Source organism: Asticcacaulis aquihabitans, assembly GCF_032490435.1.
Classification (GTDB): Bacteria; Pseudomonadota; Alphaproteobacteria; order Caulobacterales; family Caulobacteraceae; genus Asticcacaulis.
Genome location: NZ_JAVGWM010000001.1, coordinates 765,400 through 787,076 on the forward strand (window position 1 = coordinate 765,400; position 21,677 = coordinate 787,076).

Below are 21,677 nucleotides of genomic sequence, written 5' to 3' on the forward strand. Positions count from 1 at the left end.
AGGTCTAGTCAATGGCCGCCCCCCACAGGGTAGCTACCGCACCGACGACGATAAGCGCGAATACAATGCGGATCACTGGGGCGCGCACCCGCCAGGCGAATAGCTCGATCAGAGCGCCGCCACCGATCAGCAGAACACCGGCGAAAAGAAAATCCGACGCCGTCCAATTAACCTCTGCCGTGAACTGCATTGCAATAACAGGCGCAATCAAAACGGCTACCACGCCTAACCACCCCAAGGCACGCAGGCCGTGCCACAACCGATTTATCGACTCTTTCATGCGCGCTCTCCATTGCGTTCAAACGCCCGGAACTTGGCGTGAGACCGGATGAAAATCATGAGCGAGTCATAATCATTTGATGAATTCGACCGTCGGCCCAGTGTCTTAATGCTGACATTGGGCAAGCGAGGTGGCTGAAATCTACGGTCAAAGCCGCCGAGCTTTAGCGCCGATACCTTTGAGACAGTCAGTGGTGCCTTTGCCGGGAAAGGCTTACCCACCCTCACCTCGAACTCAGTGCAATACAAACTTTAGGATCAGTCCAAGCCCCACAAGGGCGAGCGGAAAAAGGCACACGACTTGGCTGATCAAAATGTCCCACCGGCGTTTTGGCAGCGCATGGACAGGATAAGTAATCGGCCAATGTTTCTCCAACTGCGCTTTTCTTAGTAGACTTACGGAAATGGGAATAGGCGTCACTCTTCGGTTTGGCGGCTTGAAAAACAAGGCCCCGGGGTTCCAGCATTCTTCTCTAGTATGAAAATACCAGAGATAGCCACCGACATCGACGTCGAAACGTTGGCCAAATTCGACTATGAACTCGTCAGCATCATCGCCATAAATATCAAGCGCCTTAAACAAATCGGCGTCTTCCGGTGGCATGTCCGTCACATCGACGAACCGCTTGATAAATGCGCGTATCGAGGAAGTGTCGTCGTCCATCTGCCGAGTCAACCACACGCCTGTTGCGGAAACAAGCCAGCCTGTCTGGCTACGGTCGGAATTTTTGCACCCGTAGCCACTCGCTCAGATACCAGCCTTTAACTTTGCAGCCTCTGAACCAGGCCGGCAAACCTTGGTTCGCTGTAAAGTTCTCGAAACGCCGGATCAACACCGAGCGCGCAAATAGGTTGCGCCCGCTCTTCCATCGCAATATCCAGCCAATCCAGCGACAAGGCAGGCTTTCGCTGGGCGGCGTAAACGGTGGCCAGGTCATAGGCGGAAACATATCCGGTCTGTCTTGAGGCCAGCAATGCGTCCAGCATCGCTTCGGATTCCTCGTGCCTTCCGGCCAAGGCCAAGGCAGCCGGCTCATCAGCCGCACTGCCAATGGAGGTTTCCTTTCTGAGCCGAAAATGGTCCAGAGCCTTGTCAGGCTGACCAAGTCTCAGCCAACAGCGCCCCAGCAGCGAACGCGCATGGGCAAAGTCGTGGATCTCAATTGTCGCCTCAAGCAGATCAGCCGCCTCCTGGTAACGCCCGGCATAGTAGAGGATCATGCCGATGTTTGCGCGGATGTTGGCCGCAAGCGGTTGAAGATCGAGAGCGCGATGCATCCAGATCAGGGCCTCATCAAATTGTCCCGCCGACATGGCGAGCAAGGCGATGTGGTGATGAGCCATTGCCGAACGTTCATCGCGCATCAAGGCGCGGCGCAGGTGGAGGTCAGCACGGCTGCGATCAAGCTCAAACATCGCCGCGATATGCCCCAACTGCAAATGCCCCTCGGCCAAGCCGTCACATAATTCGACGGCCGTCAAAGCTGCCTCCCGGGCTCTAGGGAAGACCTTGAGCGGCGCGGCCAATCCAAACACACCCAAAAGGACATTGGCATTCGCAATACTGGCGTGCGCCAGAGCAAACGCAGGATCGAGCCGACAGGCGGCCTCCAGCTTTTCTAGCGCGAGTAAGATCGTGTGACCGCCAGGGCGCGAAAGCAACGAGCAGGCGGAAACGTACAACTGGTTCGCGTCCAGGTTGGCGCTCAATCTGTCGGGATGAGCCTCCTTGGCAATGCTCGGCGTGTTCACCTGTGCGACAAAACGGTAGCCACGCCCCGGTTCAGTGACAATATAGCGCCGCCCTTTTGGCGTATCACCTAGCGCTTTACGGATCGTGGAAATACATCGTGCCAGGCTGTTTTCCTCGACGGAAATGCCGTTCCAAACGACACGAAACAATTCGGCCTTGGGCACTAAAATCCCAGGGCGAGAGACGAGATAATGCAGGGCCTCGAACGGCCGACCCGTTATTGCCACAGTATCGCCGGTTGGTGTTCGCATAAGGCGGCGTCGATACGGGTCAAGCGTGAACGGCCCAAATGCAATGGTCTTGTCGGGGCTGGAAGGGTCAAAAATTTCAGGACTTTTCATACCCGCTCCCGCAAAATGGCTTTATGACTAGATTGGCGAACATGTCGGCTGTTGAAAAAGTATTGCCTACGGGCACGCCCCCCTGACGCCGGCGGCGCGGACATCGAAAGCTTGCGATCTTACACACTTCCGGGGATATCACCATGTCGAACCAAACGCTAATTCCTGACGCGCCGGATCGAAACGCAGCCATTGCCGCCACGGTATCCTTGTTCCTCTTCAGCTACTTCAGCATTGCATTGATTGCCCTGCACTTTATTCGACCTGACTACACGCCCATCGATCATATGATCAGTGACTACGCCGTCGGCCGCGCCGGCTGGCTAATGACCACGGCGTTTGTTGCGCTCGGATTCGGATGCCTCAGCTTATCTCTGGGACTATGGCGAGCGGGTCCGAAAAAGGTGTCCGCGACCATAGGGCGGCTGCTTCTGATCCTCGCCTTTTTGGGCCTCATGGTCACCGCCGTGTTCCCTACGGACCTGGAAACGGCCAAAGACACGCTGCATGGCACCATCCATACCGCGAGCTTTCTGGTGAACATCGTCAGCATCTCGGTGGCGGCCTTGACCTTGAGCTTGAGTTTTGGCGCGGACCCCAGATGGAAAAGCATACGCCTCCCATCGCTCCTCATTGTCGTCGCCTTGGTCGGTGCGTTCGTGGTTCAATATCTGACGCTTCATCGCGGCGCGCCCTACGGGTTTACCAATCGCGCCTTCGTCCTTGTCGTCATGAGCTGGCTATTTTTCGTTGCCTTTTGCCTTAAAAAGATCGCAGACGGCAAGCGGCCCCAAACATAGGCTTACAGCCACTTCTTATACCTGAAGTATACCCACGGCAGCACGGCGAAGAGCAACATGACAGCGATCGCGAAGACATAGCCGTACTTCCAGTGCAACTCCGGCATATCGGCGAAGTTCATTCCGTAAAACCCCACGACCAGAGACGGCGGCAGGAAGATCAGCGCCACCACCGACAGGATCTTGCCGATCAGGTTCTGTTCGACATTGATCATGCCCAGCGCGCTTTCCAGCTGGAAATTGATCTTGTCGTTAAGGAAGGCCGATTGGTCCGACAGGCTGCGCGAATCCTTGATCAGCCGCTCGGCGTCGTGTCCGATGACGGCATTGTTGGGGTCGTGGTCGTCCTTGAAATAGGTCAGCAGCCGCACCAGGCTGTACGTGCTCTCGTGGATCTTGGAGTTCAGATCGGCGGTGAAACCCAGTTCCTTAAGCACATTGCGCATGACCAGCGACGGATTGCCCCGCTGGCCGTCGAACGCTGCCTCTCCGAAGATGCGCCGCGACAGCCCGTCCAGCCCCCGGATCACCCGATCGTGGTCGCCGGCGACGCGCGTGATGATCTCCTCCACCAACCCTTCCATGACATCGGCGCTGGTGGCGTAACGCTTCGGATTGAGCAGCAGGTCTTCCTGAAATTTCAGGAACGGTTTCGGGTCTATGTCACGGATCGTAATTAGAAAATCCGGCGTCAGGATAAAGGTGACCGGACTGGTCTTCGGGATACAGCCATCGGTCACATCATCGAGCACGGCGCCCATCATGTACGACGTGCCGTCGCGCGTATACATGCGCCCCAGCGCGTTATTGCGCCACATTTCCTCGCGGCTCGGCAAGGCGATATTCAGCGTCTGCGGCAGAAGACGAAGCTCGTCGGCGGTCGGCTGATACAGGTCGATCCACACCGGTTCGTCCGGCACGGTGTGCGTCGGGTCCAACTGGGTTTCGGCGATCTTTGGCGCCCCGGGCGCCCCCGTGAGGTAAAATACGCTAATCATCGCCACTCCCCGGACTGACTTTTCTCCACCATAAGCCGCGGCGATAACTAAAGCTTTAAACACCCCTATGTGTTGGGGTGATTTTGCGCCCCAAACCGACCTTAGCTTAGGCCCAATACGACCAATGCGACTAACCAGCCTTTGTCCTGCCCCCTGCCACCTGCCCGGCTTACCCCGGTGGTGGGCCGTCCTTGGCACTGGTATACCGGCCAGGTTGTGATAAGCTGCCGCCAAATGGGGGGATCATCATGTTTCGTAGCCTGGGCCTGGCCCTGCTTCTCACGCTCGCTGCCGGCTCGACCACAGCCGCTGAAATCACACCCAAAGCCTGGAAGACGTTCGTCGATGAATCCTGGTCGCAATATGGCGACAAGAAAGCGCTCGATTTCGAGGACCAGCTATATGAGGCTGCGACCGAGACCAAGTCTCAGGCGGCAGCCATCGCCGAGTTTGCCCGCCGCATGAACCTGACGCCGGCTCAGGCAGAGGCCTATGCCGAACTGCTTGTCGGAAAGGTCAGCTACTTCCATGCCTGTGATGGAAAGTGTCCCCTCGCACCCGACGCCCCCCTTATCGAGCAGGCAAGGCGAACCGCCATGGCGGAACCGACCGGCACACTCCTTTTCGATGTGGCACGCGATGCGGACGATCGTGAGGATGCGGCTGCGGTCATTCGTCTGGTGCGGGAACATGCCGCCGCCTTGTCAATCTTCGTCAGACTATATGATTACGGTCACAAACAAGCCTATCTGTTAGCCGTGCTTTTGGCCGTATCCGACAATCCATCCGTACCGCCACCATCGATTGACCTTGGTTTTTCCGGCACGCCCGATGAAATGAGTGGCGGGGTGGCGGCCATTCTGGAATTGACAGAGGCACGACTGGCGGACAAACCGAATGCCCAGGCGTGGCGCGTAGCGATTGCCAGATATGCGCTGGACCAGCTATTGTGGCTTGGGTTCGACCACGATGCCGCCGAAAAATACCTGGGCTATCCCGAAGCCCTGCGGCAACAATTATGGCTTGATACGGCTAACGCCAACCAGACGTGCCAGCACGTCTATGCCGATCCTTTCGTCAACCGGCTGGCGGCGGCGCTCTGGCTGTCAGATCATCGGGACGACGCCCGCGCCCTTCTCGCCCGCACGGGGGCATCGGACACCGGCATGATGCATGACCTGTTCGAACACAATCGCTCCGATGTCGCGTTATTTGATCTCTACATCGGCGGCCTGCCCAAACCCGAGACGCCGGAAAAGCGATCGCCGTGTGACAGCATCCCCAGTCTGGCTGGCGATGGCTGGCTGTTCGCGCAGGCCCAGGCGTCACCGGCTATCCGGCGCCTCGTTCATGATCGTCTCGCCGGGGCCGGGTACGCCGATATGGCGCAATGGCTTGCCAACCAGGTCCCTTATGCGGACGGCGCCAGTGAACCCGCCATCCTCCCTCGGTTAGCTGATCTGGTTCCGGCAGACATCAAGAGTTGTCAGGATGCATGGGCGACACGCATCGCCGCCGCGCGCCCAACAACGACCCCTAAACCGCTTGGTGGCCAGCTTCATGTCTCCGGCGCCGCGTTTAGCCCGCATTGGACAGAAGCGCCCCTGCCTGCCGGCGTGAAAGCATGGAACAGCGCGGAAAAACAACCGTCCCTCCCGAAAGGCCTTAAACTGCCCATCCCGGCCGACAGCGTTCTGCGTTACGAGGCCACCGGCAAGGATGCGGCCGTCATCTACGCGTCATCACAATACGACATGGCGGGAGAAGTCGGCGCTTCGGGCCTCTGGCTGGTGCTGCGGCGCGACGGGACCTGGCAGCCGCCCCTGTACCTCGGTCTGCAAACCTATTTTCCATATGTTGTCACTCCGGGATCGCACCTGCCCCTGCTCAACGGCGATCACCTGAACCTGGAAGTCCAGATACGGGAAATTGATCCGAAAACGATCCGGTTCCCGCCGGTAGCCACAGGTTACGCCCGCCAGGCAGATGGCCTCTATCTCGATATTCCCCTCGCAGACCTGCGCAAGGACAGCGACAATGACGGTTTGACCGATATCGAGGAAGCGCGCCTGGGGCTTAAGCCGGATGCCGTCGACAGCGACGGCGATGGCCTGCCGGATGGCATTGACGCGCTACCCCTTACGGCTTTCAACCCGAAAACAGACCCACGCGACAGCGCCGTCGCCAAATTGGTCCTTGAACGGCTGGTCGGACATGATACCGCCGCCTTGATCGTGGCCCCCCATCCCGAGGCCAATAGCGACAACGTCATACTCGAAGCCTTGGGCAAGTCACCGCCCCACGAACGGCGCAATACACTCATCCTGGTATCGGATATCGATCTGTTTTCAGGCATTACTCAGGCGCCTTTCCGGTTGATCGTCTATTCGTCTAAGGACCTTGAACGCCTGGACCGAAAAGCGCCCTTCTATCCACCTGAATTGACACAAGTTTTTCGTTCGCTTGACGGAAACGACTATTATGTCAACTGGTCGGCGCAATGGGTGGGCGGCGCTTTCCGCATCCACTGTGAAAAAGATAAATGCCAGATCAGCCAAACCCTGAGCGATTGGATCACCTGATCCGCTAATGGACCGCCCCTGGCGAAAGCCGGCGCATCGTCATTGTTTCGAGATTTGCCACGGCGCGCCGCCACCTTGCGTCCCTGACGGTCATGGAACCCTCCGAGCCCTCGAGATGGGCACGCCCGCCGGTCACCAACCCCAGCCGCTGCCTTTGCGTCGCTTGATCAACGCGACGATCTGCGGTGAGCGTCGCCATATGGACCTGTACTCAGCGCGTCGGGTCACATCACGCGGCATGGGCGACGCCCCGTAGGGCAAGGCCCAGGGAAGATAGAGTGACGATTGCTCGACAGCCCGGCTGAGACAGGCAATGGCCTTGTCCGCCTGGCCGGTATGGCCGTATTCGACACCCAGCACAAACAGCCTGTCGCCATAGCTTTTGCCAAACCCGTCAGACGCCAGTTTGGGCGTGTCGAGGACCGTCATCTCACCGTCCAGTATGGCGTGAAACGCCGCAGCCCTGCCGTCTAGCGCGTCTGCCGCGAGGTCAATCCGGTGCAGAAAATCGGCGACCCCGCCCGTGGGACCGTCACGCCACAAATCATGGCGGATATGATGGCTGAGCTGACGCAGCGCCTTCGGATCCTCCTGCGCCAGGAGCATGAGATAGTATTCACGCACCGCAAAGACATTCCCCCGGTCCTGATCGATCAAGCGGGTGTATATCCGGGCTGCCTCCGCTTTTCGCCCCGCGCAGTGCATAAGCCGTGGCACCGCCAGTTGCCGCCAGATATCGTCCGGCGCCAGCGCGGCGGCCAGACGCGCCAATTTCAGCCCCTCGCCGCACCGGTTCATCAAACCCAGGTAGTAGCTATACCAAAGCGTGCCGTCGCGCGAATTGGGATCGATCGCCACGGCTCTAACCAATAGCCGTTCGCTGTCGTCCCACCTTTGGCGATCCATCATATCGCGCCCCGCCGCGGCCAGCACATCCGGGTTGTCCGGATCGGCGGTGACGGCCCGTGTCAAATAACTCAGCGCACGCTGCTGACGGTCGGCAAACTGCGTCTGGCTTTCCCCTGAGCGGGGATAGAGCGGCAGGGCATCCACCTCATATTTAAGCATCAACGCCCCGGCCGATTGGGGATCGACGGCCAGAGCCCGCGTCGCGGCGGCGTCCACTTCAGCCATCAATCGCTCAAACCGCGGCCAGTCCCGATTGTGCCGGGCCTCATGCGCCTGGGACAAGGCGCGCTGCCCTTCACTGATCCGCGTCGCCACCTCGGCCGGAGGCGGGTCTCCGGCGGATTTCGGCCCCGCCACGCGCTCCCCCAACACGACGGCCAGATAGCGCGCGGTGGCCGCCACCGCACGGTCTGATGCGCTGGGGTCCGTCATCAGGGCCTGATCGAAGCGGGCGCTCCACACCTGGGTGTGGGAACGCGTATCGCTGAGCGTCAGTTCGATCACCGGCACGGCCGGCGTCCCGCCAATATAGCCTGACAAGCTATAGTCCGCCTCTGCGCCCCCATTGGACGGGGCAACCAGTTTAAGCCCCCGCATCTGCGACAGGGTGTGCGCCAGCGCCGACCTCAGTCTTTCCGGCGGCAGCGCGGCCGGCGTATCGGCGCGAATATCGGTAATGGCGAGGCTGAAGCCGTTTTGAACAAACAGGTGTTGTGAGGCGGCCCACCAAATGGCAAGCCCCAGCAGAAGCGCAAGCACTCCGCCCGCGCCGTAAAGCCAAAGCCTGCGCCAATGAGGCCTGTCCGGGGTCGGCTTCGGCGGCTCCGCCTCTGTCATCTTTTCCGGCGTCTCTTGCGGCATCGCCACCGGCGCCAGGATTTCGAGACGGTACCCCACCTTTCGCACCGTGCGAATGTGGAACTCACCGGTGTCCCGGCCCAGTTGGCGCAGGCGCGACAAGACACGATTTATGGCGTCTTCGCTGATGGCCCGGCTGTCCCAGCACGCATCGACCATTTCACCGCGCGAAACGACCTGGCCCGGGCGCGCCCCGAGCAGGGCCAGGACGCGCATAACCTGGGGCTCAATGACCCAGGCCTCCGCGCCACGGACGACTTCGCACGCCGCCGGCTTAATCCGCAATCGGCCGATGTTCAGATCGTTCAGGTGCGCGAGCGGGCTGGACATAGGTGTGGCGCGGCTTTCTCCGTGAAGGACTCAAACCTAACAGGCTTTCCCGCGCGAGAAAATCAGGTTTCCGTCAGGTTCAGGTCCTGTTTTCGGCCGAAGACTCCGGGTCATACCCCTTCATGACCCACACGGAGCCTGTTCAATGTCACCATCGCCCCTAAGCCTGCCCGCATCCGGCAGCCCCGCCGCCCATGACCGCCGGTTTTTCCTCGGCATGGCCATCCTGATCATGATCACCGTCGTCATCGGCTTCGGACTGAACGCCGCGCGGTACCATTTCAATGTCAGTACCTTACCGGTCCATGTGCATGTCCATGCGGCGATATTCGCAAGTTGGGTCATTCTCTATGTCGTGCAAAACGCCCTTGTGGTGGCGGACAATATCGCCCTGCACCGCAGGCTCGGCATCTTCGGCGCGTGCCTGGCCGCGGTCATGACCGGCTACGGGCTCTTTACCACCATAGCCTGCCTTCAGCGCGGCGCCGTGCCGCCCTTCTTTCCGCCCAGCGTCTTTCTGCTTGTTGACGGACTGGCCGTGCTCGTCTTCCTGGGCCTTGTCACCGCCGCCATCGCGCTTCGCGGTTCGCCGGCCTGGCATAAGCGGCTGATGCTCGGCGCCACCATATTGGTGATATCGCCCGCCTTTGGGCGCATCCTGCCCATGCCGCTGCTTGGCGCCCTGGCGCCATGGGCGGTGTTTGGTTGCATGATCCTCTACGTCGCCTTCGGCATGGCCTATGACCTCAGACACAGCAAACGGGTCCATCCGGCCTATCTGGTGGTGATCCTGGTCCTGACCGCGCTCCAACTCGCCATTGGCGTGCTGGCTTTCTCGCCTCCCGTTCTCCGCCTGACTCAGAGCCTTATCGGGGGTTGAGGGGCAGGATCATTTGGCGCGACCGCGCCCAATAAGACACCGAATGTCCTGACGGCGTTAAACGGCATTTCCCCTCCCGTCTGATGATACCGCCATAGGATGAACGAAAATGCGCCGATTTACACCCATAATTGCGCAGCACTCACTCGCGAAAGGTTGCCTTACCCAAGCCAACCTGTGTACCCTATGGTGACAGCATACCAAAGAGCGATGGCGTGATCGGGCCACCGCATGCCCCCGGTTGGCGAAGGCCGCCGGTTTTCGAAATCGATCGAAATCTGAGGGGGCCATCGTGAAATCATCTGTGCGTATCCTATTGGCTGTGACGTGTCTCAGCTCCGGGTTTGCGCTGCGGGCGACGGCCCAATCCCAAACGCCGGATTCCCAAACGCCGGAATCCCAGACGCCTGATCCCCAAACGGCCCCTGCCGAAACCACTGACGAGTCGGCAACCAAGCCGCCCCCGGACTCCACGACCGTCACCGTGACCGGCAAGAAAAAGGCCCCCAACGACCGTGAGGTCTATGACGTCACCAAGAACGTGGATGCCCAAACCGGCACGGCGGCCGACGCCCTCAATAAAATCCCCGGCGTCAATGTCGATCCCGCGGGCAAGGTCACCTATCACGGGCGCAATGTCGTCGTCTATTTGAACGGCCGCCCCTCGCTGATGTTGTCCGGTGACAATCGCGCCCTGGCATTGAAGTCCATGCCGTCGGCCTATATCACCACGATCGAGGTCATCTCCAATCCGGGTTCGCAATTTTCCTCCGGCGATGGCGCGCCGATCATCAATATCAATACCCAGCGCAACATGCCCGCCGGCCTGTTTGGCGCCGTTAGCGCTACATTCAACTCACCGAAAGGGAACTTTGAGGCGGGGTTTCTGGCGATAACCAAGGGCAAATGGAGCCTGACGCTCACGCCCAGCTACTCCAACGCCAGCGACACCTACCGGTCCAGTGCGCAAATCACGGCGTTCGACACGCTCACCGCCCCTCCCCAATCCTCGACCTCAACCAGCGAAGGCCGCAACCGATACAGCGGACCGTTCCTGTCCGCCAACCTGCAATATGACGCCGGGCCTAATGATGTCCTGGCGGCGGCCGTCAATTACAACCGCACGCCTTCGGAAACGACCAATGTGTCGCAATCGACCACCATCGGGACGAACGGCCAGATCATCAACCGCTTCGACCAGACGGACCGGGGCCACTTCTCCATCGAAAGCCAAGGCCTATCGCTCAACTACACCCACTACGGCAAAAAGCCCGACGAAACGCTTAAGATCGACGCAAGCGTGGCGCGAAACGCGTGGCAAAGCGAGTCCCGCAGCGCCAACACCTATCTGATCTCGACCATCCCGGCCAATGTCGGCACGCGGATACAGACGAACAGCCGGGATGAAGATCGGCGCAAGACCACCCTCCGCACCGAATACAATACCCCCGTCGGCGACGATCAACTGACCGTGGGCGGAGAGATCGATATCGACGACAATACCCGCAACAGCCAGGTTCTCGGCCCTGGCGCCGACGATGCCAGCCTGGTCATCAACCCGTTGCTGACCAACGCCTTCCGCTCCCATCAGGTGGTGTCGGCCTTTTACACAACGTTCCAGCGCGAACTCACGCCCCGTTGGACCGTACTGGTCGGCGTGCGCTGCGAAGCGCTATCTCTCACCACCAACGACTTGACCTATCGCACCGAAGGCAAGGTGACCTATACCCGCCTGAACCCCAGCCTCTACGCCACCTACGTCATTTCACCGACGCAAAAGCTGCGCTTCAACTACACCCATCGCCAGCAACGCCCGGAACCCGCCGATCTCAATCCGCATATCGTCTACTCGTCGGATACCTCCGTCGAAGCCGGCAATCCGGACCTGAAACCGCAGGAAAACGACGCGATCGAGGCGCGCTACGAATTCAACGGAAAGACGCTGAACTACGCCGTCCAAAGCTTCTGGCGCCGCGACACCCGGACCATTTCAACCATTTCGCAGATCATTCCCGACCCGCAGGGCCTGGGCAATATCGTCATGCAAACCATGCGCGTAAACTGGCGCCAACAAAATGCCTTCGGTCTTGCCACCACCCTCAGCAAACAGGTCAGCAAAGCCTTGACCCTGACTGCCGACGCCAGCCTAACCCATAATGAGTTGCGCAACCCCCAGATCGACGGCGTCCGGTCGGGCACGTCGACGGACGGCAGTCTGTCCATTCAATATAACTTCCCTAAGGGCGATCGCTTTTCCGCGACGTACAAGATGATTGGCAAATCGTTCAGTAGCCAGGGCTACACCACTGGCTCGGGCCAGGCGAACCTCGATTACAGTCACAAACTGACGCCGAATATCGATCTGGACGTCTCGGTCAACGACCTCTTCCGCCAAACCCGCACAGTAACGGTGATCGACACCCCGCTCCTGCAAACCCGCTTCGTCAGCAGCCGCCAATCCCCGACCTTCATGATCAGCCTGAGCCGGCAATTCTCGCGCTTTGCCCCGATGCCCAAAAAGGAAAATTAGAAGCTAATACCGGGCCTTGCCGATGCGGCTACCCGATAAAGCTCTGCGAAAGCAGCCTAAAGCATTGGACAACTGAGTCCTACGCCGGCTAATGTTTTTCCGCTCAGGACGACTTTCGCTTCGCAAAGCGGATGGCCATAACTTGGCCTAGTCGCCTAAGAATTGTTCTCGTTTTCAATCGTTCCCGTATGCCCTTTTGAACTAGGGCAACATATACCGCAGCATCGAATTGCACCTTACGCGCCCTCTCAACGGCCTGTTGCCCATTACGCTCCAAAAAATCACCCCCGCTCAACGAGATATAGAAATCTTCTCTCGCGACCTTTAGGTCTGCGAGGTCCGCATCGGGGATTTCCTTATCGAGCATAGCCTCCAGATTAATTAGATATTGCTGGATGCCGATTATCTTGGCCTCAAGATGTTGGCCCTGGATTTTCAACGCCTTAGCTTTTTCTGACGCATTGCCAGGGAGTACACTCTGCATAGGCAGGCACCAATATTCCGACGAATAGTTGCCCGCGACCGTGATGCTGTCGCAGTACTTGTTCCAGATATTCGTGGAGTTGTCCGACCTCGCTTTAAGGTATGTCAAAACGAAGTTCGACAAAAACCCCAGCGAAGCGCCAAGAAGCGCTGTGAGAAAGACGATAATTAAGCCAGACGTATGGCTACCTCCAAATGACACATCACTCGTTATCGAGACGATATGCCTGGAAGTATCTCCCCCATTTAAATCCATTATTCGTTTTCGGCCGTCTCAATAAACCGGCGCGCCAAATCGCTATAGGTTTGGAAGCGACCCGAATTTGCAGTGATTTTCAGCACATTGTTCAGATCTGCCTTCGCGAAGTGGTCCACACGCACCAAACCGCCAAACGCCTCTTCCAGGAATGAGACCGGATAACCGGCAACGCCATCCAAGACGACATTGACGTAACCGTGTCCTGATAGCGCCGATTTCAGGTGTGGCACTAGCAGTTTCTCACGGAATTCCTCGCCGGAAAACGGCCCCGTCACCTTCTTGCGGCCACCAGGCGTGCGGGAGTAATCCTCGGCAATCTTGATGTAAGAAGCCGGACCGTTAACTTCGGGGGTTTCAGCAATTGCGTTTGACATCAATACGACACCTCCCATTCGATCAAAGTTCCGCCAAGTTCGACATCGTGACTGAGATCCTTGTCGCTCTTAACCTTGTCCTTTTTATGGAAGCGGTACTCGCCGGATCGGCTTAGTATGCGCAGCGACCCACCCCGACACTTTTCGATGAATGCCTTCATACGCGGCAACCCCTTCCCATGATACGACTTCCCTGTCGACGTAACCGCTACTTTCATTGCAGTCCTGATTACCAATCCATCTTTGGTTCGATCGGACACTTCGTATCTCGTTCCAAAAAACCTACTAACCAATCTCTGCAACAGCCTATCAGCGAGATAGTAATTTTGCCATGTGGGAAGTCGCACAGGAATCGACACCCCTTGATCATAAATTACCACGGTTAATTTTCTTTCGTCGGCATTCACAGCTGCCGTCATCCACCACGCCTTGGCGTGCGTAAAGGCCCAGACGGCATTGTCGGGATAGGCGTGCGTGGCGACGTTGTCCATGGCTTCAACCAAAACATCATACACCTCTGAACGTAATTCGTCACTAAAATCTATTTGACTAACAATACCCGCAATCTCGCCGTTGAGCTCGTCGGCCTCGGCACCAATGACGCTCTTTGCCGATCGAAGGGGCAAGATCGCTGTCGTCCCAACATTTACGAGCGGCTTCTTGCTCTTGCTGGTTATTTTCAAAATATCCAGCAAGCCGATTTGCCTCAAACTTTCAATAACCTCCGGCTTCCAGCGGTGAATGTCGATCGCGGTACTCGATGTTTGACCAAGGTAATGGAGCCGGTGGAACTCGGATGCAAGGGCTAGCGCGGCCGATGGACCTATTCTCTCCGTGGTCGACATATCGATCCACTTGATCTTACTCGGCCTCAGCTTTAGCCGACCTTTCCTTGTCGCCTTATAGGCCTTTTCATTCATCTCCCTAATTTTGGCTAGCATGGCCACCGTTTCCCCATAATTCTCATGGAGACAAAAGATGGCTGGCATTTTGAGAGATGCCGAAGCCATCCTAAAGGACCCCTTATTCTCGGAACTCGCCGTCAATGTGCAGGTCGGGTTGACCATTCCATTTCTCCGCTTCACGCTTGCTTTCCAGCGCGCCCGAGCCATGCTACGAAGCCGCGCTATCCTTTGCGCACGTCGTCTGTATTCGAAGGTAAGTAGCTTCATTTCCTGCCGTATTTTTTTGCCCTATTGATTGAGGCATCTCCTCCAGCTACCGCAAGTTGCTCAAAATAATCAAGTTGTAAATTTCCAAAGCGCAAGAATTATTATCCGCTGCGTGCTGGCTTGCACGCAGCAAGATACACCTGCCTCAGGTCACTTCTCAGTAGTGTAAACCACTAACTCGGCCTAGCGTATTTGCCCGCTTGAGCCATCATGATCGCAAACCCAGACATGGCCTAAAGGCCATCAGCCGCAGAGGTCGCCGTCATGCCCCATCATCCAACCACCCTCCATGTAACAAATTTACAGTCCCATTGCCCCCGCATCTCATGTTACCATCTCCCCATAGGTCTGCACTATAAGACGACTGAAGCCGGTAAGGTCTACGGACGCGGCTCGAACAGGGAAGGATGACGGTATGCGCGCACGCTTTGGGTTGGTCTTGCTGCTTGGGTTTGTGGCCACGATGGCGAACGCGGCGGTCGATCCGGTCGTGTCGACCGAGGCCGGCAAGTTGCAAGGCGTGAAAGACGCCACCGCCCCGTCTGTCCAGGTCTTTCGCGGCGTCCCCTTTGCCGCGCCCCCGGTCGGGAATTTGCGCTGGCAGGAGCCGCAACCCGTCGCGCCTTGGGCGGGCGTGCGACCGGCGACGGACTTCGGCCCGCGCTGTATGCAACAACCGCTCTATTCGGACATGATGTTCCGCTCGCCGCCCCCCAGCGAAGATTGCCTCTATCTGAACGTCTGGACACCGGCGCACCTCGACGGCAAGCCCAAAGGCAAATTGCCCGTCCTGGTCTATATCTATGGCGGCGGCTTCATGGCCGGCGACAGCTCCGAAAAACGCTATGACGGAGCGGCTTTGGCCAAGCGCGGCATCGTTGTGGTCACGGTCAATTATCGGCTCGGCGTGTTTGGCTTCTTGTCTCATCCCGAACTCAGCGCCGCGTCGCCGCACCATGCTTCGGGCAATTACGGCTTGCTGGATCAGGCCTCGGCCCTCGCCTGGGTGAAACGCAACATCGCCGCCTTTGGCGGAGATCCGGACCGCATAACCATCGGCGGTGAGTCCGCGGGCTCAATGTCGGTCAGCACCCTGATGGCGTCGCCCCTGTCGCGGGATAAGATCGCCGGCGCCATAGGTGAAAGCGGGGCCATCATGCAAAAATGGGCGCCCACACCGCAGGCCGAAGCCGAAAAGGCGGGCGCCGCCTTTGCCGCCACCCTCAAGGCCCCGACCCTGGCCGAGCTGCGCGCCCTTCCGGCGGAGACCTTATTGGCCGCGCAAGGCAAGGCCGAAGGGACGCGGTTCGACGTGGTGATCGACGGCTATTTCCTGACCGAAGCGCCCGAAGTGACGTTCAAAAATGGCCAGGCCGCCCATGTCCCGCTTCTGGTCGGCTCGAACTCTCAGGAAGCCGGCGGGGCGGCCATCCTTGGCGACGGCCCGGCCACGGTGGCCAATTATCGCGCCGGTCTCAAACGCGCGCTGGGCGATAAGGCGGATACGGTCTTCGCCCTCTATCCGGCCACGACGGATGCCGAGGTGTTACCGGCGGCCACAGCGGTGGCGGGCGACGATTTCCTCGGCCTGCCGACCTGGAAATGGTTCGACCTGCAACGCCAAACGGGCGCGCCGACCTACTACTATTACTATAGCCGTGTCCGCCCGCGCTTTGTCACGGATACCTCGAACAGCCCGCCGCAATGGGGCGCCGTCCACAGCGCCGAAATCGAATATGCGCTGGGCAATCTGGACGTCAATCCGCTGTACGCCTGGACCAAAGACGATCGGAAAGTGTCGTCGATCATGAGCGGCTATTTTGCCAACTTCATCAAAACCGGCAACCCCAATGGCGCCGGCCTGCCCGTCTGGGTCAAGGCCTCAACCGATGCCGATAAGATTCAGCGCCAGGTCATCGACGTCAAAACCTTCAGCGCCCCCTTCCCCGAACAACGCCGCTATCAGGCAGTCGAGCCGATCCTATATATGCATTGATGGGGTGACTGGAGGCGCAGATTAAAGCTAGAGCTTTGACAAAAGGGGGGGGCAGGACGGTGTTAAAATGGCTTTTGGGTTTAGCCCTTGGTGTCGTGGCATTGGGCGCGATAGTGCTTTATATGCCCAACATCTTGCCGACGCCGGTTCATGTGGAACGGGAGGTTCTACTTAGCGCGGCGCCGTTTATTCAACCCTCGCAGATCGATTGGGGCTTTCTCAAGCTCAGATCGGGTCAACGGGGCATGGACGCCCTAACCGATATCGAGCGGCACAGTCCCAAGTCCATCATGCGCCAAACCTCGGTGGCGGTACAGTATCAGTGGTATGAAAAGGGTCACCAGTTCGACTGCAATGGTGCGCATTTCTGTAAAGTTCCAGCGCCCCTTTTGCATGAAACGCGGCTTGATGAGTTGCGGTTGCCGACGGATGGCATGATGGTGCCGCGCGACCTCAAACCGGGTCAAGCTATTCCTGAAAACTTCTGGGATAGCCACCGGTTCCGGATACGCTGCCTTTTTCCCCCGAAGAACTGGGCCTATCAAACGACCGAGTGCCGTCTGCGAATGGTCGATTTGGACAATGACGGCAAGGAAGAGGTTATCCTTGAGCAGGTCAGCTTTGGCACAATGCAAGTCTACCTGCATCCCATCGTTCGGGAACACTGGGAAATCTACAAACAAGAAGGCGGCGAATGGCGTCGGCGCGAACGCCTGCGCTTTTGCGTAGTCGACCAAGCGGCGTCGCACAATGCACGCGCAACCGTAACGCATTTAACGCTGGACACTCTGTGGTTCGATGGCACACCGGTCAATTTCTTCGACAACGAATGCATGCAGGATGGTGACGTTGACCGTCCCGACGCCGGGCTGAACGCAGCCGCCAAAATGGCTGGAAAGATGGGCCAGGTTCACGTTATCGCTTCAGGAGGCAGGCAAATTCCCGCCAGCTTGATCCGGGCTCTGGCCAACCGGACAGTTGTTCAGCCCTCGCAAGAACTCCCGCCCGAAGTGCCTGTGCCGGGCGGCGTGTTGGGGGCGCCTTTCACAACCGAGCCCAGATTCAAGGGCCTTCCTCCTTGTTTTGTTGCCAATGATCCAAAGGGCTGCGTCGCCGTTGTCGCTGATATCGACCATGACGGCGCCGACGACGTCATGATCATCGACAAGCCCGTTCAGCACGGCACTGTCGACTATCGCCTGATTACGCTGCTGATGGTGAAGGATGGCCGCTGGCAAGTCATCGCCAACCATGCCGCCTGCTCCGACGACAGGCCGGAAATCGCCGATGCTGAGGTGGCGCTAAAGCCGTCAGCGTGGCAACCGATTTTGTTTGCTGGACGCCTATACGTGCCATCTGCTGACTCGGACAAATGCCAATACCACTATTCTATGATCTAACCTCGACCACCGACTGGCTTGCCCTGTTCACGCTGACACGACGCATTAAGGACTCTAATGACTAGCACACCCCTTCATGTCGTTTTCTCCTCATCGGCGGCTGTCTCTCTGCGTGACGGCCTGGCTATGGTCGGACGTGAAGACGAGGTGATCGGCCTTCAGGACAATTTATCTCAAGGGCCAATCGATGGCGATGACCTAAACGCGCGGCTCGACGCAATCGAGGACTTGCTGGAAATCGACATCGACGAAGAGGATCGTGCGGAGATTGAGCGCTTCTGGCGGATATCTCTCGACAACACGCGCCCGCGCATTGTGTGGCTCTCCCGATGGTCGAGCGCGGAATATTGTGGGTTTCTGGAATGGCGTCGGCGTAACGGCGACGCCCCTTTTCAATTGGTCGACGTGACGGATACGGCTCTTCCCGACCTCAGTACGCCGGGCATTTTCTACGCGGTACAATGTGTGTCTCTCGTCACCGACAAGCGCTTTGCTGAAAACGCTTTGTGGGATCGCGCCGTCACCCCGGATCAGCGCACCTTGTCGAAGTGGCTGGACCTGTGGGACCGCTTGAGACGCGAAAATGCCCCTTTGCGGGTTTTGACGCCGGACGGTCTGGTTTCCGCGCAGATGGACTATTTCGACGCCGATCTGCTGAAGCATGCGACAACGAATTGGGACTTTGATCGCACCCTGGTCGGCAAGGTGATGGGCGATATGATGTTTGACACCTTCCGGGACGGTGGTGGGGTTTTCCAGTGCGGCGATCTCGTCCTCTTTGCCCGGGTGCGCGCCCTGGTGCAGCAAGGTGTGCTTGAGGGGCTTGGTGACCCTTATGAACGGGAGTTCAAGGTACGCTTACGGGCCTGACCGTCCTGTCGCCTGACGCTCACCCCACCCGCCCCTACAAACGCAGGAAAATAGACCGGCGATAGAGCGGCCAGGCGATGGCCGTAATCAGAACCAGCACGGCCATCGCGCAGGCAAGCGACGCAAGATAGGGATCGGAAATGAAGCCAAGCGCAAATGTGTTCGCCTGGCCCTGAATCGATGACCTGTGGTCGCCGCTGCCGAACAGCGGGAAGGTATAGACCATGCCCAGCACGATCGACAAGGTGAAGACCAGAATGGCATTGGCGCCCAGCACCTTCAACGGCGTCAAAACACGCTCCGCCACCTGAAACCTCAGACCCCACAGCAACCCCGCCAAGGCAACCGCAGAAACCCCGCTGCTCAAAAGCGCAAAGCTGCTGGTCCACAGGCGCTTATTGATAACAAACACCGGATCGAGCAACAGGCCCGCCACGAACAGGACGACCCCGGCCACCCCGATATACACGGCCGCCTTTTGCGGAAAGCGCCGCAATACATACCCGGCCAGCACGCCCAGCAAGGTATTCACCGCGGCCGGAAAGGTCGATAAAAGGCCTTCCGGATCGTAGGTGACCGGCCCGGCCCATACCGCCGACCCTTGCGGCCACAGGTGCGCCGGCGTAAATATCTGGCGGTCGATATAGGCAGGCAAACTACGAAGCTCATCCAGATGCCCCGCGCCATAGCCGGGCACGGGGATAAATGTCACGGCCGCCCAGTACAAAACCAGGATCGACAGGGCGGCAATGCCGATGGCCACGGGGTTCAGCTCCCGCCGTCCGTCAGCCTGCGTGCGCCCCGTGAAGACGATCAGGACGGCGGCCAGCAGATAACACAGCGCGATGCGTTGCGGCACGCCCGGAATACGGATGTTCTCCAACCCGGCCTTGCCCGGGAACCACGCCCCGGCACCAATGGCGGCGACATAGAGCCATGCCAAAATGAGCCCCAGGACAACCAAGGCAAGGACGCGCCGCGCCACCCGGAACCAAAACCGCTGACGCTCATCCGTCGTGGTAAGCGCACGCGGAAACGACAGGCCCATGGCCATGCCCACGGCGAACAGGAAGGTCGGAAACACCATATCGGCCAGCGTCCAGCCGTTCCAGGCGGCGTGCAAAAGCATCGGATAGGTCTTGTTCCAATCCCCCGGACTGGTCACCACCACCATGCCCGCAACGGCAAGTCCGCGCAGCACGTCCAACGCCACAAACCTCGGCGGGCTCACATCCATCTCATCCCCCATGCGTTATTTTGCCATGCGTTATTTTGCCAGAGGATGACACGCCCGCGCCCGGCGGTAAATATCGGCGGGAGCGGTACCAGAGGGACCTGTGACTATCTGACCAACCCCTTGGCGATATCGGCCAAGGTGACCTGCGCGAACCGGCGTCGCAAAAGCATCTCGGCCTCGTCGAAGACGCCGGTAAGCGTCGCATTCACCGCCTGCTCGATAAGGCACCCCGGCATGTCGTAAGCCGGCCCAACGGCAAAAATCGATGGCTCGCCGACGGCGCTGTAGATATCGAGCAGCGTAAGCTGATCCAGCGGCCGCGCCAGCCGCCAGCCGCCGCCATGCCCCTTCTCCGACACGACAAACCCCGCATCGCGCAGGCCCGCCATGGTGCGGCGGATCACGACGGAATTTGCATCGAGCATCTGCGCGATCACCTCGGACGTCATGGCGCCATCCTGTTTATCCATGTGGATTAACACGTGCAGCATGCGCGAAAGCCGACCGTCCTGCCTCATACCTGAAATCCCTTCTTAAACCCGCGCCCCGATATAGCACGAACGCATCACGATACAAATGAAGTATCATGACTATTGACTCCACCCATTCACGACACTTATGTTGTTACGAAATAAGGAGACGGTTATGACCGACACGATTTACGACGCCATTATCATCGGCGGCAGCTACGCCGGGCTGTCGGCTGCGCTGCAACTCGGTCGCGCCCGAAGGCAGGTCCTCATCATCGACGAAGGGCTGAGGCGAAATCGCTTTGCCGCACATTCCCACGGCTTCCTCACTCAGGACGGCGTCGATCCGGCCGCCATCGCCGCAAACGCCCGGGCTCAGGTCATGACATATCCAACGGTGCGGTGGCTGTCCGGCCGAGCCGAAACGGCCCAGCCCCTCCCCGCCGACACACGGACCAAGGCATGGTTCAAAGTGACGGTCGCGGACACGCTATACCTGTCAAAAACGCTCATCCTGGCGGTTGGCCTGAGGGACATTCTGCCCGCCATAGACGGCCTGGCGGAACGCTGGGGCAAAAGCGTGTTCCACTGCCCCTACTGCCATGGCTACGAACTGAACCAGGGCCGGATCGGCGTGATCGCCGGATCGGAGCTGTCCATGCACCATGCCCTCATGCTGCCGGATTGGGGCCCGACGACGCTCCTCATCAATGACGCCTTCGAACCGACCAAGGATCAGCTGGCCTCTCTGGCCGCCCGTGGCGTCACGGTTGAACGCAGCCCCGTGCAAGCGGTCACAGGTCATGCGGATGTGCAACTTGCCGATGGCCGAACCCTGTCGGTCTCAGGATTGTTCGCCCTCGCCCCCTTTGAGGTCGCCAGCGCCATCCCGCACCAGCTTGGCCTCGACCTCGACCAAGGGCCGCTTGGCGCCGTCATCAAGACCGACCCCATGAAGGAAACCAGCCTGCCGGGGGTCTTTGCCTGCGGCGATGCCGCGCGCGCCATGGCCTCCGTGGCCCTGGCGGTCGGAGATGGAAATCTGGCGGGCACCAGCGCACACAGATTCCTCCTGTCGGAAGCTATCTCCCATGGCTAGGTTTGGCGGGGGCAGACACACCTGCGCCGGGCGACTTATGAAGACAAGGCGTAATTG

Annotated in this window: 18 protein-coding genes; 8 read left to right on the top strand and 10 right to left on the bottom strand. The window is 58.9% G+C overall.

Going from position 1 to position 21,677, the window contains the following annotated elements; all coding sequences use genetic code 11:
• Positions 1 to 4 precede the first annotated feature (4 nt).
• The 3 genes from RCJ00_RS03735 to RCJ00_RS03745 form a co-directional block, all read right to left on the bottom strand.
• On the bottom strand, positions 5 to 280 hold the full coding sequence (locus RCJ00_RS03735; RefSeq protein ID WP_316220352.1) for a hypothetical protein: 276 nt from the start codon (positions 278 to 280) through the stop codon (positions 5 to 7).
• 234 nt (positions 281 to 514) lie between these two features.
• Positions 515 to 943: a DUF1493 family protein gene (locus RCJ00_RS03740; protein ID WP_316220354.1), complete on the bottom strand. Its 429-nt coding sequence runs from the start codon at positions 941 to 943 to the stop codon at positions 515 to 517.
• 98 nt (positions 944 to 1,041) lie between these two features.
• Positions 1,042 to 2,373: a winged helix-turn-helix domain-containing protein gene (locus tag RCJ00_RS03745; RefSeq protein WP_316220356.1), complete on the bottom strand. Its 1,332-nt coding sequence runs from the start codon at positions 2,371 to 2,373 to the stop codon at positions 1,042 to 1,044.
• A gap of 143 nt (positions 2,374 to 2,516) precedes the next feature.
• Here RCJ00_RS03745 and RCJ00_RS03750 point away from each other — a divergent pair, with 143 nt between their 5' ends.
• On the top strand, positions 2,517 to 3,173 hold the full coding sequence (locus tag RCJ00_RS03750) for a DUF998 domain-containing protein (protein ID WP_316220358.1): 657 nt from the start codon (positions 2,517 to 2,519) through the stop codon (positions 3,171 to 3,173).
• Positions 3,174 to 3,175: 2 nt separating this feature from the next.
• On the opposite strand, the gene RCJ00_RS03755 is transcribed toward RCJ00_RS03750, so the two are convergent.
• Complete coding sequence (locus RCJ00_RS03755) at positions 3,176 to 4,171, bottom strand: magnesium transporter CorA family protein (RefSeq protein WP_316220359.1); 996 nt, start codon at positions 4,169 to 4,171, stop codon at positions 3,176 to 3,178.
• A 248-nt stretch (positions 4,172 to 4,419) separates the two neighbouring features.
• On the opposite strand from RCJ00_RS03755, the gene RCJ00_RS03760 reads away from it, so the two are divergent.
• Positions 4,420 to 6,753, top strand: coding sequence for a hypothetical protein (locus RCJ00_RS03760; protein ID WP_316220360.1), 2,334 nt, complete (start codon positions 4,420 to 4,422; stop codon positions 6,751 to 6,753).
• Positions 6,754 to 6,885: 132 nt separating this feature from the next.
• Here RCJ00_RS03760 and RCJ00_RS03765 read toward each other — a convergent pair whose 3' ends face one another.
• A complete protein-coding gene (locus RCJ00_RS03765; protein ID WP_316220361.1) occupies positions 6,886 to 8,850 on the bottom strand; it encodes a winged helix-turn-helix domain-containing protein in 1,965 nt (654 codons plus the stop codon).
• Between the two features lie 145 nt (positions 8,851 to 8,995).
• On the opposite strand from RCJ00_RS03765, the gene RCJ00_RS03770 reads away from it, so the two are divergent.
• Positions 8,996 to 9,730: a hypothetical protein gene (locus RCJ00_RS03770; protein WP_316220362.1), complete on the top strand. Its 735-nt coding sequence runs from the start codon at positions 8,996 to 8,998 to the stop codon at positions 9,728 to 9,730.
• A 292-nt stretch (positions 9,731 to 10,022) separates the two neighbouring features.
• Positions 10,023 to 12,260, top strand: coding sequence for a TonB-dependent receptor (locus RCJ00_RS03775; RefSeq protein ID WP_316220363.1), 2,238 nt, complete (start codon positions 10,023 to 10,025; stop codon positions 12,258 to 12,260).
• 103 nt (positions 12,261 to 12,363) lie between these two features.
• Here the strand turns inward: RCJ00_RS03775 and RCJ00_RS03780 are convergent, their stop codons facing one another.
• From RCJ00_RS03780 to RCJ00_RS03790, 3 genes are read right to left on the bottom strand one after another with little or no spacing between them, the layout of a single operon-like run.
• Entirely contained in the window at positions 12,364 to 12,999 is a 636-nt protein-coding gene (locus tag RCJ00_RS03780; RefSeq protein WP_316220364.1) for a hypothetical protein, read from the bottom strand.
• Positions 12,999 to 13,376 (bottom strand): STAS-like domain-containing protein, encoded by a 378-nt coding sequence (locus RCJ00_RS03785; protein WP_316220365.1) that lies wholly within the window; start codon positions 13,374 to 13,376, stop codon positions 12,999 to 13,001. Before RCJ00_RS03785 ends, RCJ00_RS03780 begins: the two co-directional genes overlap by 1 nt.
• Complete coding sequence (locus RCJ00_RS03790) at positions 13,376 to 14,443, bottom strand: hypothetical protein (protein ID WP_316220366.1); 1,068 nt, start codon at positions 14,441 to 14,443, stop codon at positions 13,376 to 13,378. Before RCJ00_RS03790 ends, RCJ00_RS03785 begins: the two co-directional genes overlap by 1 nt.
• Positions 14,444 to 14,963: 520 nt before the next feature.
• On the opposite strand from RCJ00_RS03790, the gene RCJ00_RS03795 reads away from it, so the two are divergent.
• From RCJ00_RS03795 to RCJ00_RS03805, 3 genes are all read left to right on the top strand, one after another.
• Positions 14,964 to 16,544: a carboxylesterase/lipase family protein gene (locus tag RCJ00_RS03795; protein ID WP_316220367.1), complete on the top strand. Its 1,581-nt coding sequence runs from the start codon at positions 14,964 to 14,966 to the stop codon at positions 16,542 to 16,544.
• A gap of 122 nt (positions 16,545 to 16,666) precedes the next feature.
• Entirely contained in the window at positions 16,667 to 17,944 is a 1,278-nt protein-coding gene (locus RCJ00_RS03800; RefSeq protein ID WP_316220368.1) for a hypothetical protein, read from the top strand.
• Between the two features lie 57 nt (positions 17,945 to 18,001).
• Positions 18,002 to 18,814 (top strand): DUF3658 domain-containing protein, encoded by an 813-nt coding sequence (locus RCJ00_RS03805; protein WP_316220369.1) that lies wholly within the window; start codon positions 18,002 to 18,004, stop codon positions 18,812 to 18,814.
• 34 nt (positions 18,815 to 18,848) lie between these two features.
• Here the strand turns inward: RCJ00_RS03805 and RCJ00_RS03810 are convergent, their stop codons facing one another.
• A complete protein-coding gene (locus RCJ00_RS03810; RefSeq protein WP_411267519.1) occupies positions 18,849 to 20,051 on the bottom strand; it encodes an acyltransferase family protein in 1,203 nt (400 codons plus the stop codon).
• Between the two features lie 104 nt (positions 20,052 to 20,155).
• The gene (locus RCJ00_RS03815) at positions 20,156 to 20,569 is read right to left on the bottom strand and encodes an RrF2 family transcriptional regulator (RefSeq protein WP_316220371.1); all 414 of its coding nucleotides are present in this window, start codon (positions 20,567 to 20,569) and stop codon (positions 20,156 to 20,158) included.
• A 127-nt stretch (positions 20,570 to 20,696) separates the two neighbouring features.
• On the opposite strand from RCJ00_RS03815, the gene RCJ00_RS03820 reads away from it, so the two are divergent.
• Entirely contained in the window at positions 20,697 to 21,620 is a 924-nt protein-coding gene (locus RCJ00_RS03820) for an NAD(P)/FAD-dependent oxidoreductase (RefSeq protein WP_316220372.1), read from the top strand.
• Positions 21,621 to 21,677: the final 57 nt, after the last annotated feature.

Coding starts and splice junctions, on each gene's coding strand:
- RCJ00_RS03735 (WP_316220352.1), bottom strand. CDS start 280: ATGAAAGAGTCGATAAATCGGTTGTGGCACGGCCTGCGTGCCTTGGGG.
- RCJ00_RS03740 (WP_316220354.1), bottom strand. CDS start 943: ATGGACGACGACACTTCCTCGATACGCGCATTTATCAAGCGGTTCGTC.
- RCJ00_RS03745 (WP_316220356.1), bottom strand. CDS start 2,373: ATGAAAAGTCCTGAAATTTTTGACCCTTCCAGCCCCGACAAGACCATT.
- RCJ00_RS03750 (WP_316220358.1), top strand. CDS start 2,517: ATGTCGAACCAAACGCTAATTCCTGACGCGCCGGATCGAAACGCAGCC.
- RCJ00_RS03755 (WP_316220359.1), bottom strand. CDS start 4,171: ATGATTAGCGTATTTTACCTCACGGGGGCGCCCGGGGCGCCAAAGATC.
- RCJ00_RS03760 (WP_316220360.1), top strand. CDS start 4,420: ATGTTTCGTAGCCTGGGCCTGGCCCTGCTTCTCACGCTCGCTGCCGGC.
- RCJ00_RS03765 (WP_316220361.1), bottom strand. CDS start 8,850: ATGTCCAGCCCGCTCGCGCACCTGAACGATCTGAACATCGGCCGATTG.
- RCJ00_RS03770 (WP_316220362.1), top strand. CDS start 8,996: ATGTCACCATCGCCCCTAAGCCTGCCCGCATCCGGCAGCCCCGCCGCC.
- RCJ00_RS03780 (WP_316220364.1), bottom strand. CDS start 12,999: ATGGATTTAAATGGGGGAGATACTTCCAGGCATATCGTCTCGATAACG.
- RCJ00_RS03785 (WP_316220365.1), bottom strand. CDS start 13,376: ATGTCAAACGCAATTGCTGAAACCCCCGAAGTTAACGGTCCGGCTTCT.
- RCJ00_RS03790 (WP_316220366.1), bottom strand. CDS start 14,443: ATGGTCAACCCGACCTGCACATTGACGGCGAGTTCCGAGAATAAGGGG.
- RCJ00_RS03795 (WP_316220367.1), top strand. CDS start 14,964: ATGCGCGCACGCTTTGGGTTGGTCTTGCTGCTTGGGTTTGTGGCCACG.
- RCJ00_RS03800 (WP_316220368.1), top strand. CDS start 16,667: ATGCCCAACATCTTGCCGACGCCGGTTCATGTGGAACGGGAGGTTCTA.
- RCJ00_RS03805 (WP_316220369.1), top strand. CDS start 18,002: ATGACTAGCACACCCCTTCATGTCGTTTTCTCCTCATCGGCGGCTGTC.
- RCJ00_RS03810 (WP_411267519.1), bottom strand. CDS start 20,051: ATGGATGTGAGCCCGCCGAGGTTTGTGGCGTTGGACGTGCTGCGCGGA.
- RCJ00_RS03815 (WP_316220371.1), bottom strand. CDS start 20,569: ATGAGGCAGGACGGTCGGCTTTCGCGCATGCTGCACGTGTTAATCCAC.
- RCJ00_RS03820 (WP_316220372.1), top strand. CDS start 20,697: ATGACCGACACGATTTACGACGCCATTATCATCGGCGGCAGCTACGCC.